This is a genomic window from Bacillus cereus group sp. BfR-BA-01379 (genome assembly GCF_022663605.1).
GTDB lineage: Bacteria > Bacillota > Bacilli > Bacillales > Bacillaceae_G > Bacillus_A > Bacillus_A mobilis.
The window spans coordinates 1-12737 of record NZ_JAKUFT010000026.1 but is presented as its reverse complement, the minus strand read 5'-3'; the positions used below and the strand labels follow the sequence as shown (position 1 = coordinate 12737).

The following is a 12737-nucleotide window of genomic DNA, read 5'->3' as shown; positions in this document are numbered from 1 at the left end:
AAACAGAAAAAAAGCCAGTTAACAAACTGGCTTTTCATGTCTTTATACACGTGTATTATTCATCTTATACGCAAAATGATTCGTCGGGCCATGACCACTCCCAATATTCAATGGCTCTTCAATTGCTATACTAATAAATCGTTTTGCTTCTTGAACTGCCCCTTCAATCGAGTATCCTTTCGCAAGTCCTGCTGTAACAGCTGAAGCAAATGTGCACCCGCTTCCGTGCGTTTGCTTTGATGGAATTCGTTCACTTCTAAATTCGATAAACGTTTCCCCATCAAAGAGTAAGTCAATTACTTCACTACCTTGATATTCTGCATGTCCACCCTTCATAAGCACGTATTTTGCACCTAATTCATGCAGTACTTTCGCAGCTTCCTTACTATCTTCAACATTATAAATCTCCATCCCAGTTAACACTTCTGCTTCAGGAACATTCGGTGTTACAACCGTTGCTACTGGTAATAAATATTCTTTTAATGCTTGTACTGCTTCTTGTTGTAATAATGATGCGCCGCCCTTAGCAATCATAACAGGGTCTAGTACAATATTATTCCAGCCAAACTTCTTAATATGTTCTGCTACACTTTGAATAATTTCGCTGCTAAATAACATTCCTAGTTTCACAGCATCTGGTGTTAAATCCGTACCAATTGAATTCAACTGTTCCGTAATACCTTCTAACGGAACTGGATATACCCCTTGAACGCCAAGCGTGTTTTGAGCAGTAATTGCCGTAATAGCTGTCATCCCGTACACCCCAAGCTCTTGGAATGTTTTTAAATCTGCTTGAATACCGGCACCGCCGCCGCTATCAGATCCTGCAATTGTTAAAGCTTTATTTACTTTCATCCCACTCATCCTTTTCTATCCAAAATAGCGATGATAAATCGTTTTTGCTTCGCTTATATCTTTCGTTCCATGTACAAGTACACGTCCATCTTTGAAAGCAACTAATCTCTTTTCTTCCACAGAAAATGATAATAAATATGGATTTACATTTAAATCATTCACACGATCATTCAGCAGCTCTTTGTATCGTTCAAAATCCATTTCTTCTTTATGAGGTGGTCTAATTTGAACTGTATTTCTCCCACATAAAACTGCTGTTTTCGATGTGTTTTCTTTATTTAAATACGGGTATATCGCATTCTCTCCACACGAAGGACAATTATGCTTACGAAGCTTTTGCACATTCATACATGAATATTCATTCTTCCATACATCAAACGACACAAGTCCATCTCTAAGCGATTCGTAATCTTCCACTAACAATTTAAGAGCTTCCGTAACTTGATGAGAAACGACGAGAGATACAGCAGGAGATATAATACCCGCTGTATCGCATGTCGCTCCGCCAAGCGGAATCGATTGTAATAAACAAGATAAACATGGCGTTTTACTGGGAAGAATTGTGTAAGAAAGACCGTAACTCCCTACACATGCTCCGTAAATCCATGGAATAGAATACTTTTGCGCTATATCATTTACAATAAAACGTGTTTCAAAATTATCAGTTGCATCAATAATTACATGAACGTTTGTAACAAGTTCTTCTAATTCCTCAGCTGTTACATCTTGAACGAGAGCTTCTACTCTTACTTCACGATTGATCTCTTCTAGGCGTTTTTTTGCCGCTACAGCCTTCGGAAGATTATTTTCCACATCACTCTCTGCATACAATTGCTGCCTTTGTAAATTACTCCAATCGACATAATCCCGGTCAACAATCGTTACTGTGCCAACACCAGCTCTTACAAACATCTCTGCATTTGCACTACCTAATGCACCCGCACCGATAATGAGCACATGCTTTTCTGTTATCTTTCGTTGCCCTTCTTCTCCAATTGGAGAAAATAATTCTTGGCGAGAATATCGATTATTCAACTACGCTCATTCCTTCTAAAGGACTACTTGCTGTTGCACAACGTTTACGTGCAATACGACCTGCTTCAAATCCTAAACGTCCTGCCTCAATACTTAATTTCATTGCCTGTGCCATTTTAATAGGATCTTTTGCTCCCGACACAGCCGTATTTAATAACACACCATCCGCCCCTAATTCCATCGCAAATGCCGCATCAGCCGGGCTACCGATACCAGCATCAACGATAACTGGCACCGTCGCTTGTTCAATAATGAAGCTTAAATTTAACGGATTTACAATACCAAGCCCTGAACCGATTGGTGATGCTCCTGGCATAATTGCATGCACACCTAGTTCTTGTAATTTACGTGCTAATACAACATCATCAGATGTATACGGAAGAACGATAAATCCTTCTTCTAGTAGCATTTCAGATGCCTTTAACGTTTCTACTGGATCAGGTAATAACGTTCTATCATCACCAATAACTTCTACTTTGATCATGTCGCAAAGCCCCGAAGCTTTTGCTAATTTTGCAATACGAACCGCTTCTTCGGCATTTTTTGCTCCAGCTGTATTCGGTAATAACTTATATTTTTTCACATCAAGTTTCTCTAATAAATTAGGCTGCTTTGCATCAAATATATCCATACGACGTACTGCGAACGTTAAAACCTCCGCCTCAGATACATCAATTGCCTTTTGCTGCACATCAAAATCAGGGAATTTTCCTGTTCCTAATAAAAGTCTAGAATGAAATGAAAATGGTCCAATGTTTAACATAATCAACCGCCTCCTACGAAAGTTACAATCTCAATTTGGTCTCCATCAAAAACAGATGTATCTGTATGATCATCTTTTTGTAAAATATCTTTATTACGCTCTACTACAACAATTCTGTTTTCTAACTCTAAATGTGTAAGTAGCTCAGCTACTGTTTTTACACTCTCTGGCACTTCAATTTGATTACCATTAATTTTCAAATTCAAACTTCCAGCCCCTTTCTAAACTGTTTTAGAAAGCAATGAATCTAGCAAGTGATTCTCCTGCTTTCCTTCTATTAAATCCGCCATATACTGACCAGAAACAGGACTTAATAAAATACCGTTTCGATAATGCCCAGTACAAGCATATAAACCTTTTATTTCTTCATGCTCTCCCATATAAGGAGCTTCGTGATTCGATTGTGGTCTTAACCCTGCCCATGTGCTTTCCCACTCTGCTTCTTTTAAAGCTGGTAATATCGTATACGCGCGCTCTAATATAGAAGTAATACTTTCCGGTTGCACAGTTTTATTAAACGTATGAGGCTTCATCGTTGCTCCAATTACGTAACGTCCGCCGCGCTTTGGTGCAATGTAAAATCTTTCTTGGAAAATAGGCGCCTTTAAAAGTTGTTTTCTACTTCTTACCGCTACTACTTCTCCTTTAACTGGATATGTACCCCATTCGTGGTGAAAATGACGCAGTAACTTCGTGCTCCATGAACCACCCGCAATAACAACTTTTTCGCATGTGATAATCCCTTCGTTCGTCACAATCCCAGTCACTTTATTATTTTCAATACGAATATCAAAAACTTCTGTCTGTTCATATATATCAGCACCCGAAAATGATGCAGAATGTGCGAATGCTTTTGTAAGCTCTGGTGCAATAACATGACCATCTTTCGGATAATATACAGCACCTATAATTGACTCAGAAAGAAATGGTTCTTTCTCTCGTAAACGATCTCCCGTTAGAAAATAAGAATCTTCACCCGTTTTCTGCTGCCAATCCATAATGTGAAGAATTCTTTCCTTCTCCTCTTCATTTTGAGCAATGCGATAAATGCCTTTCTCTTCATACCCAATATCGATGCCTGTTTTTTCACGTAAAACTTCTGCAAGTTGTGGAAATATAGCACGGCTTTCTCTTGCAAGTTCAAATAGCGGGTCATATGCATCCCATTCTGCCTGAACCCCAAGTAAACCAGCGGCTGCTTTCGAGGCTTCAAATGCAATTCTTTGCTTCTCTATAATCGCTACTTTATGTCCTCTTTCTGCTAGAAAATGTGCAACTGAACTACCAATTACACCACCGCCAATTATCGCTACATCATACTTCTTACACATGTTTTTCCGCCCACTTTCTTATTGATTCCTTATAAGATTTCGCTTTGCTACACGGGTTACTACTACTTATAATTCCAGACATAACAGCAATACCACTGGCGCCGTTAGTAAGAACATCCCCGGTGTTTTCTGTGGTAATTCCGCCAATTGCTGTAATCGGTATGGATAAACACTTTGCAATGTCTGAAACCTCTTCAAGCCCTCTCGCTGGCACACCTTTTTTACAATCTGTCGGAAATACATGACCATAGACGAGTGAATCCGCTCCATTCTTAAATGCGTCGATCGCCTCTTCTAAAGAATGTACAGAATAACCGACATGCAAATAAGAAAACTTCGCTTTCACTGACCTTACATTTGCGCTTCGATATCCTAGCTGTACGCGTGGAATATTTAATAAAATAGCAATATCAATTCGATCATTTATCACTATTTTTGATGCCGGAAAACCTTTCTTCAAAAGGCTTTCCACACCTTCATACAATTCCTTCGTACTTTTCTCACGCTCACGAATATGCAAATAATCAATCTCACTTTCAATTTGCATCGCTACATTCACTAACTCTTCGAATGACATTTGACCATTTGAGATTACATGAAGCTCATTTTTCATATTCATTCGCCTACTTTAAAATGTTTTCGAATAATTCATCGGCCGGAACGATTTCTTTCGTCATTCCTTTATCCTTCAGCCATTTATTTTGTTTCTCCCATGATTCTTTTGAATCCGATAAAAATGGCTCATCTTTCGTTTCCATCTTCTCTAATAAAATTTTCATACTTTCTTTTTCAACTTCTGGTACAAGTGGGAAGTTTTCTTTTTCTTGATGATTTAATAAAATATTTAATGCTTCATCTGGATTTTTCTTCATAAAATCATAGCCTTTTTTCGTACCACGTAAGAAGGCTTGTAACGCTTCTTTATCTTTTTTCAACGTTTTATCACCTGTTACAAATACAAGCTCATGATAATTCGGTACACCGTAATCTGCTGGATTAAAGTATGCTGGTTCATGACCTTCATGACGCATAACAGGTACTTCATGGTTAATGTATGCCCCTGTTACCGCATCTACTTTTTTCGTAATGAGTGCCGGTACTAAATCAAAGCCAACATCGACTACTTTCACTGTATCTGGATTACCACCAGCTTCTTTTACCATCGTTTTTAAATACATCTCACTTAAAGGTGTTCCAGAATACCCAACTGTTTTCCCCTCTAAATCTTTTGGCGATTGAATGCCTGCTGACTTCAGCGATACAACATGATTTAATGGTGAACGTACGACAGCCCCAATTGATTTCACTGGAATTTGTTCATTTGCTTTTGCCATGACAACATCAGGCTGATAATATAAGCCCACTGTTACTTTTCCCGCAGCTGCTAAAGTTAATGGGTCAGTCGGATTGGAAGGGAATTTAATATTCACCTTTACTCCTTCTTCTTTAAAGTAGCCTTTTTCAATTGCCGCATAAATAAAGCTATGTACCGCATTTGGGTACCAATCAAGCATGACCGTTATTTCTTTTTCTTTTTTACTCTTATCTGATGCTGAATTACTAGAACATCCAGCAATCATTACAACTAGTAATGTAAACACAAAGATGCGTTTTAAAAATTTCATGAATGCTTCCTCCAACTAATGAATTTCTTTTCTAATACCGAAATAAGTATGACGAAGAAAATAGCTAATAATGATAACAATACAATGGGTGCAAATACACCTGCTCCGTCTAACTGCGTCATCATTCTTTTACTGAAATACCCTAGCCCAGCTTGTGCACCGAGCCATTCACCAATTGCTGCCCCAATTACACTAAGTGGAACTGCAATTTTTAAAGCTGAGAAAAAATAAGGAAGAGCAGATGGTAACTTTAATTTAAGAAAAACATCTTTTTTCGTTGCCCCGTACGTAACTAAAAGCTCTTCCCATTCTTTTTTTGTGCTGCGTAGTCCATCATACGTATTGACCGCAATTGGGAAAAACGTAATTAAAACCGTAACAACAACCTTACTCCAAATCGTATATCCAAACCATAAAACGAAAAGCGGAGCAAGCGCTGTAATCGGAATCGTTTGTGAAGCAACTAATAATGGATAAAATGCTCTCTCCATCCAATTACTCGCATTCATTAACATCGCTAGTCCTACTCCAAGTACGATAGAAATAGCTACCCCTATTAAAACGACGTATAATGTTGCCGGCAAATGAACCGTGAATAATATATCTTTTAGTTTCCATATCTTCATTACAATTGCAGACGGTGACGGTAAAATGTACATTTCATCTACGATTCTTGCGCCTACTTCCCAAAAGGCAAGTAAAATGCTAGAAAGTGTAAGGGCAGGTAATAGCTCCTTCAATCGTTTCATCATACGAATACCTGCCTTTGTAACATACTAAGAAGCTCATCTTTAAGCGCTAGCACTTCAGGCTTATATAAATCTTTTCTCGTTCGATTACGATCAAGTGGTACAACCCTCTCGGTTAAAGTAGTTATCGGTTGCTGCTCTACTACTAAAATTCGATTAGAAAGAAACAACGCTTCTTCCACATCGTGAGTGATAAATAAAATTGTTTTTTCCCACTCTTTCCATTGTTCAAACAGCCATTCTTGCAAAGATGCCTTCGTTAAAGCGTCCAACGCGCTAAACGGTTCATCTAACAACAGTATCTCCCCACCTGTTAATAAAGTTCGAATGAAAGATACGCGTTGCCTCATACCTCCAGATAAATCTTTCGGATATTTTGCCTCATACCCTTGCAAGCCAAATTTATGTAACAGTTCCTTTGCCTTTATTTGTGCTTCTTTCTTCTGTACACCTTGGCACTCTAGCGGCAGAGCAGCATTCTCAATAATTGTTCTCCATGGCAGGAGCATATCTTTTTGGGGCATATACCCTACAGGATGGCTCTTTGTTTCCGTCAGCTCTATCTGTCCAGTACTCGCTTCTTCTAAACCTGTAATAAGGCGAAATAAAGTACTTTTCCCGCATCCACTTGGTCCGATAATACTTACAAACTCTTTATCTTGTATAGAAGCATTTAATTCATTGATGATTGGTTTCTCATCATAATGAAAAGAAACATTATGAAACTGTAGTATGTTCTTGCTCCTCAAATCCCCACATCTCCTTACGATAGGACATATCCCAGAATAAATATTCAAATCGACTGGAATATAGGAAAACCTCCTCTAATCGATCTAGCTCTTTTTCAGACTTTCCAACTGCCATTTCATTTAATAAATCTATTAACCAAATACAAAGATTACCGTATTCTTCAGAACTATATCCTTGAATCCACTCACCAAAGAACTCATGATTTCTTGCTCCAGGAATATCATTTAAACGCTTTCCAATTTCCCAATAGCTCCACATACATGGAAGAAGTGCCGCTATTAATTCCGCAAGTGTGCCATTTTGAGATACAGACATCATGTAATTTGTATAAGCTAAATTTTTAGCAGATGGTTTTGCTGACTCTATCTCCTCTATAGAAATTCCAAGTCTTTTTGCATACTGTTTATGGATCGTCATTTCTCCATTTAATATTCCATCAATTTGTTCAGCGAATTTCCCCATTACTTGTGGATTCGTTGCCTTTACAACACCAATCGCATATAGCTTTGCATAATCTAACAAATATAAATAATCTTGAATAATGTAATACTGAAACTTATCTTTTTCTAACGTGCCATCCCCCATACCTACTACAAACGGATGATTATGACTCATCTCCCAAACTGGTTGTACAGTTTCTAATAATCTATCGCAAAATTTCATTTCCCTATCCCCTTCCGGTATGTGTATGTAAATAAAAAACCACTTCTAAATAAGAAGTGGTTACAGCAAATAAAATTATAATTTATTCGTTGCTCCACTTCCCTTCGCTAGTATTACCTAGATCAGGTGTTATAAGGGTTAAGGATTATTCCTCTCTCAGCACAACAAGCACCCCTAGTGGTTTCAATATGAAATTTTCAAATAAAAAAGCCCCGTTTCTATACGCAAAGAAACGGGGACTCATTATTAGTGTCCGAATTGCTTCCCTACGCTAGCATAATCTAGATCAGGTAATGAAAAGGATCAAAGGCTTACGGCCTACTCTCAGCTGGCAACACCAGCTCTCCTAGCAAACTATGAAATTAACACTGTCAGTATAACATCGTAATAAGACATCATCAACTATTTTAATTTTCCTAATTGTCAATAAAATAACGAAACTATATAATACTTATATTCTATCTTAGAAATTATTATCCTAATTAATTGGATAAAAAGGAATCATTATCCTTAAAAAATTTATTTTTATATTGATTTCATATTACATTTATGTGAATACACCCACTATATTATATCTTTATACTATAATAAAATTACAACTATACAACTAGAGGAGGTCTCTATTATATGAATATGAAAGCTACTGCTTTAACAGCAACTACTATCGCAATTGCCTCTTTACTTCCTTCTATGGGAGAAACAAATGTACAAACAGCCAACGCTGAACAATTATCTAATGTGAAAACTGGATATGTCAAAGTCGATCAAGTAGCCTTACATACAAAAGATAACGCAAATAGCTCATCAATTGATACAATTCGCTTTAATACGAAAGTAAACATACTTGAAACAACTAATGGCTGGTATAAAGTATCTGTTAATAATAAAGTTGGTTACGTGCAAAAAGATGCTATTCTACTAAAAAACAAACTTCAATCTAATAATCAATATATCGTTAATGCCAATGCATTAAACGTTCGTTCTGAACCTAATTTAGAATCTTCAATTTTAGATGTATTACCAAATGGGAAATTCGTTACCATTCAAGAAGAACAAGGCGAGTGGTATAAAATTTTACATAATGGAAAAACAGGTTACGTACAAAAAGCGTTCGTGTCTAATGGTTCACAGCCTTTAGTAAAAGGCATCACAGTTCAAAATAATACGAAATACACAGTTGCAACACCTAAACTTAATGTACGTAGCAACGCTAGTACAAGTAGTGCACTACTAGGTTCATTACAAAATGGTACACAAATACAAGTAGTGGAAACTGTGGGAACTTGGTATAAAATTCGTTTTGGCACAGGATACGGATACGTGGCCAAACATTATGTGATGCAAAATCAAACACAATCACAAGCTCAAACAGCTCAACCTACTTCCATTCCAGCTGTTTTCAAATTTCCTACTCAAGGAAGAATTAGCTCAACCTTTGATATTCGCTGGGAACAAATGCATTATGGTATAGATATTGCAGCTCAAGGTAATGTCTCTATCCAGGCGGCGGCTGCAGGTAAAGTGGTGAAATCATATTATTCAGCTAGCTATGGCAATGTTGTGTTCATCGCCCATCAAATAAACGGGAAATTATATACAACAGTCTATGCACACATGAAAGATCGCACTGTACAAGCTGGTGATCAAGTACAAGCTGGACAATTAGTAGGTCATATGGGAAACACAGGTCATTCATACGGGCAACATCTTCATTTTGAATTACACAATGGAGAATGGAATTTTGAAAAAACAAATGCAGTAAACCCACTGCCATATTTAGTTAGGTAAATTGTATGCCACGCAATATCAATATACCTCTCTTAATTGAATACTTAGCCTTTTTAGGTTTAATCTGTTGTTTAATCATTTACAATACAAACACTGTATTTTTATCTATTATCATTGCTTTTGTCGCTTTAGAAATTATGATGGAATCTTTTCAAGTGCAACTAAAACAAAAAATTGCCCATATTTATAATGCCATCTTTCTATTAAGTGCCCTAATAACCAATATTATTAGTAATGGTTTTTATTTATCTACCGTATTTCCTGTATTCTTTATGGCTATTTTATTATTCATAGCTAGATACATCAATGTCCCTAATAATAAAAGACACGAACAAGAAGCTTAGAAAGAGGAGACACTGTGTACCAATCTTTCAAAGATAATCCGCTAAAATATATATTAAATTTATATAAAAAAACAAATACTTTTTTTGGTATACAAGGAAGCAATACGGCACAATTTCTCCTTTATGGAATGTTGTTGCTCGTCTTAATTGCGTTCTCCTTGCTTTATTAATAAAAAAAGGATCTCACATAAACTTGAGATCCTTTTTAATTTATATAAATTTTTTATATAGAAAATGCTCTTTATCCACAAGCATATTTTTCATAAATAAAGCTAAGGTTATACTTTTTCTCTAAGCTCATCCTTTGTTCATCATCACACCAATAGAACAAAATGTCATGAATCGTTGCATAACGCTTATTTTTAAGAAATAGTTTAAAGAATGATGGCAAACAATCATGTAATTGTATAAATATATAATTGCGTAATATTTCTTCTTTATATGCAATGCCCTTACAAATATACAGTAATTCTTCACAATAATATGCATGTTGTGGAACTTGAATCATTTCGAAAAATGGCACATATGATAATAACTTCCCGATAAAATGATCATATCGATCCATTATTCCTATCGTCATATGCTCCATCATTTCTTTCATTACATATAAATAATCATCTACATGAGTAGTTTTCAATGGATCTAATCGATCTGAAATTTGAGAAAGTACAGCTCTTTGACAAGCTAACACCGCTTGACTAGGTCCATAATATGATAGGAAGTCTGTGCACTTACGATATTTTCGTAATAAGTCATGTGTGTATAAGTCATACACAAACGTATTACAATACATCGCTAGACTCATCATATCACTATTTAATTGCTCTTTTGATAGTAATTTAGCTCTTTTACACATATAAAAGAATGTAAATTCCAATACTTCTTTATGAGATAATAGATGCTTACAATCTGTTATACATTTCTCATTAAATTTGACTCGATCCCAAATTTCTACATCCTCATCAGTCAATTCACCAATACGATATTTAATAATTAAATAGTTTAAAGCGACCGCTTGCGTCAAAAGATCCCACGTTTCATATTCCAATGAAGTGTGAACAAACTCAGCTAGTCCTTGAGTTATCATAAAAGTATTTGCTTCTTCATACCAACCAATCTCTTGGCATAAGCGAAGAATACGTACTAGAGTTGGAATTTCATCTTTATGAAACTGCGGTAAATTCTTTACTTTATTCATTCCATATACGATAAATGCCGCTAAATTTTCTTCTTTATAAAATTCTTTTTCTTTCCACGCTAATATAGTTCGTTCTTTCCCTTCACCTTTTGGATGACAAGGTACAAGCAAAGAAAATAATTCAGCGAAATTATTTGGTTCTATATATGTATCTGTAACCAAATTCCAATTTGGATCGCGCTGTACAGCCCTCATATAATTCCCCTTCCCTTTTGTCTACATAGGAAATATTAATTCATTATTACATCATTAACAATGAATATTGTTATATTCAAAATCTTTCATAATACTTATATCTATCAGTATATCATTTTTTCTCTTATTTAAAATTAGGAATGACAAATTTTAAAAAACTGTCGAAATTACTAACTGTATACTTATATTATATAATGTCTCAGATACATCACGCTAACATATTAGTTTAATCCATATACTAGAATAATGCATCTGATTTTTATACATAACTTATCTCACTAATGAAAGTCTCTCTTCATTCCGTATGCTCCGAGATTTCACTTAAAGCAAATCCAGCTTGATCATCTGCCGATTCTCTTATAGCTAAATCACCTAGTGCTAGCATCCCAACAAGTTGACCACTCTCAACTACTGGTAATCGTCTAATTTGATACTGTGCCATTAACTCTGTAGCTTTTTCAATAGTATCATCTGGAGAAACTGAAACAATGTTTGTTGTCATTACATTTGTAATTTTATTAGATCCAGGATGTTTCTCAGCAATCCCACGAACAACTAAATCTCGGTCCGTAACAAGCCCAACAACTTGCTCATTTTCAACAACTGGAATCAATCCAATCGATTCTTCTTTCATCTTTACAGCAGCCTCATATACATTGTCTAGCGGTGTACAATGTACAACATGAGTACTCATAAAGTCTCTCACTCGTGTCATTTTTGTTTCCTCCTTTTTATACATACCATAGCTTTTCCTAAATCCCTTTATTTATTTCAGGAAAATCAGTTGATAAAGGAGGATTCCACAAAATAAAAAAGAGTCAGCATATTGCTGACTCTTTTTTTTATGACCCGTACGGGATTCGAACCCGTGTTACCGCCGTGAAAGGGCGGTGTCTTAACCACTTGACCAACGGGCCATGGCTCCGCAGGTAGGACTCGAACCTACGACCGATCGGTTAACAGCCGATAGCTCTACCACTGAGCTACTGCGGAATAATATATATGGTGGGCCTAAATGGACTCGAACCATCGACCTCACGCTTATCAGGCGTGCGCTCTAACCAGCTGAGCTATAGGCCCATATACTTACAGGGGCAGTAGGAATCGAACCCACACTGGAGGTTTTGGAGACCTCAGTTCTACCTTTAAACTATGCCCCTAAGGGATGCCGACTAGAGGACTTGAACCCCCAACCTACTGATTACAAGTCAGTTGCTCTACCAATTGAGCTAAGTCGGCATAAAAAAAATGGTGGCTCGGGACGGAATCGAACCGCCGACACGAGGATTTTCAGTCCTCTGCTCTACCGACTGAGCTACCGAGCCAACATAAATGGCGGTCCCGACCGGGGTCGAACCGGCGATCTCCTGCGTGACAGGCAGGCATGTTAACCACTACACCACGGGACCATTTGGTTGCGGGGACAGGATTTGAACCTGCG

At 36.8% G+C, this 12737-nt stretch carries 14 protein-coding genes, 7 tRNA genes and 2 riboswitches; of the genes, 2 read left to right on the top strand and 19 right to left on the bottom strand.

All coding sequences use genetic code 11. The features are described from left to right. Positions 1–42: 42 nt before the first annotated feature. Genes thiD through tenA form a run of 10 tightly spaced genes read right to left on the bottom strand, consistent with a single transcriptional unit; the run spans position 43 to position 7771 of the window. Positions 43–864 carry a bifunctional hydroxymethylpyrimidine kinase/phosphomethylpyrimidine kinase gene (gene thiD, locus MR113_RS12205; RefSeq protein WP_242254476.1) on the bottom strand — a complete coding sequence of 274 codons (822 nt, stop codon included), beginning with the start codon at positions 862–864 and terminating at the stop codon, positions 43–45. A 6-nt stretch (positions 865–870) separates the two neighbouring features. Further along, a complete protein-coding gene (locus tag MR113_RS12200; RefSeq protein WP_242254475.1) occupies positions 871–1890 on the bottom strand; it encodes a thiazole biosynthesis adenylyltransferase ThiF in 1020 nt (339 codons plus the stop codon). Next, on the bottom strand, positions 1883–2653 hold the full coding sequence (thiG, locus tag MR113_RS12195) for a thiazole synthase (protein ID WP_000931990.1): 771 nt from the start codon (positions 2651–2653) through the stop codon (positions 1883–1885). The genes MR113_RS12200 and thiG overlap by 8 nt, the downstream gene beginning before the upstream one ends. Positions 2654–2655: 2 nt before the next feature. Then, positions 2656–2859, bottom strand: a complete 204-nt coding sequence (gene thiS, locus MR113_RS12190; protein ID WP_001049508.1) for a sulfur carrier protein ThiS — start codon at positions 2857–2859, stop codon at positions 2656–2658. 15 nt (positions 2860–2874) lie between these two features. Next, entirely contained in the window at positions 2875–3984 is a 1110-nt protein-coding gene (thiO, locus tag MR113_RS12185) for a glycine oxidase ThiO (protein WP_242254474.1), read from the bottom strand. Beyond that, a complete protein-coding gene (gene tenI, locus MR113_RS12180; protein ID WP_242254472.1) occupies positions 3977–4597 on the bottom strand; it encodes a thiazole tautomerase TenI in 621 nt (206 codons plus the stop codon). Before tenI ends, thiO begins: the two co-directional genes overlap by 8 nt. A 10-nt stretch (positions 4598–4607) precedes the next feature. Next, entirely contained in the window at positions 4608–5609 is a 1002-nt protein-coding gene (locus MR113_RS12175) for an ABC transporter substrate-binding protein (protein WP_242254470.1), read from the bottom strand. Continuing rightward, positions 5606–6358 (bottom strand): ABC transporter permease, encoded by a 753-nt coding sequence (locus MR113_RS12170; RefSeq protein WP_097818522.1) that lies wholly within the window; start codon positions 6356–6358, stop codon positions 5606–5608. The genes MR113_RS12175 and MR113_RS12170 overlap by 4 nt, the downstream gene beginning before the upstream one ends. Beyond that, on the bottom strand, positions 6358–7107 hold the full coding sequence (locus tag MR113_RS12165; RefSeq protein ID WP_242254468.1) for an ABC transporter ATP-binding protein: 750 nt from the start codon (positions 7105–7107) through the stop codon (positions 6358–6360). The genes MR113_RS12170 and MR113_RS12165 overlap by 1 nt, the downstream gene beginning before the upstream one ends. Then, the gene (gene tenA / locus MR113_RS12160) at positions 7076–7771 is read right to left on the bottom strand and encodes a thiaminase II (RefSeq protein WP_242254466.1); all 696 of its coding nucleotides are present in this window, start codon (positions 7769–7771) and stop codon (positions 7076–7078) included. The genes MR113_RS12165 and tenA overlap by 32 nt, the downstream gene beginning before the upstream one ends. Positions 7772–7853: 82 nt before the next feature. Further along, positions 7854–7957: riboswitch (TPP riboswitch) on the bottom strand. Positions 7958–8017: 60 nt separating this feature from the next. Beyond that, positions 8018–8129, bottom strand: a riboswitch (TPP riboswitch). A 269-nt stretch (positions 8130–8398) separates the two neighbouring features. Between tenA and MR113_RS12155 the strand changes: the two genes are divergently transcribed. Together MR113_RS12155 and MR113_RS12150 are read left to right on the top strand one after the other, a co-directional pair. Then, positions 8399–9559, top strand: a complete 1161-nt coding sequence (locus tag MR113_RS12155) for an SH3 domain-containing protein (RefSeq protein ID WP_242254464.1) — start codon at positions 8399–8401, stop codon at positions 9557–9559. A 5-nt stretch (positions 9560–9564) separates the two neighbouring features. Then, on the top strand, positions 9565–9903 hold the full coding sequence (locus MR113_RS12150; RefSeq protein ID WP_242254463.1) for a hypothetical protein: 339 nt from the start codon (positions 9565–9567) through the stop codon (positions 9901–9903). Between the two features lie 241 nt (positions 9904–10144). On the opposite strand, the gene MR113_RS12145 is transcribed toward MR113_RS12150, so the two are convergent. The 9 genes from MR113_RS12145 to MR113_RS12105 all read right to left on the bottom strand — a co-directional run bounded on the left by MR113_RS12145 (position 10145) and on the right by MR113_RS12105 (position 12705). Beyond that, positions 10145–11296, bottom strand: a complete 1152-nt coding sequence (locus tag MR113_RS12145; RefSeq protein WP_242254461.1) for a DUF3965 domain-containing protein — start codon at positions 11294–11296, stop codon at positions 10145–10147. 295 nt (positions 11297–11591) lie between these two features. Continuing rightward, on the bottom strand, positions 11592–12011 hold the full coding sequence (locus MR113_RS12140) for a CBS domain-containing protein (RefSeq protein ID WP_242254458.1): 420 nt from the start codon (positions 12009–12011) through the stop codon (positions 11592–11594). A 130-nt stretch (positions 12012–12141) separates the two neighbouring features. After that, positions 12142–12213, bottom strand: a tRNA-Glu gene (locus MR113_RS12135). Between the two features lies 1 nt (position 12214). Beyond that, a tRNA-Asn gene (locus MR113_RS12130) sits at positions 12215–12289 on the bottom strand. 10 nt (positions 12290–12299) lie between these two features. Beyond that, positions 12300–12376: transfer RNA gene (locus tag MR113_RS12125), tRNA-Ile, on the bottom strand. Positions 12377–12385: 9 nt separating this feature from the next. Further along, positions 12386–12456 (bottom strand) — tRNA-Trp (locus MR113_RS12120). A 6-nt stretch (positions 12457–12462) separates the two neighbouring features. After that, a tRNA-Thr gene (locus MR113_RS12115) sits at positions 12463–12535 on the bottom strand. 10 nt (positions 12536–12545) lie between these two features. Further along, positions 12546–12621 (bottom strand) — tRNA-Phe (locus MR113_RS12110). An 8-nt stretch (positions 12622–12629) separates the two neighbouring features. Beyond that, positions 12630–12705 (bottom strand) — tRNA-Asp (locus tag MR113_RS12105). Positions 12706–12737 lie beyond the last annotated feature (32 nt).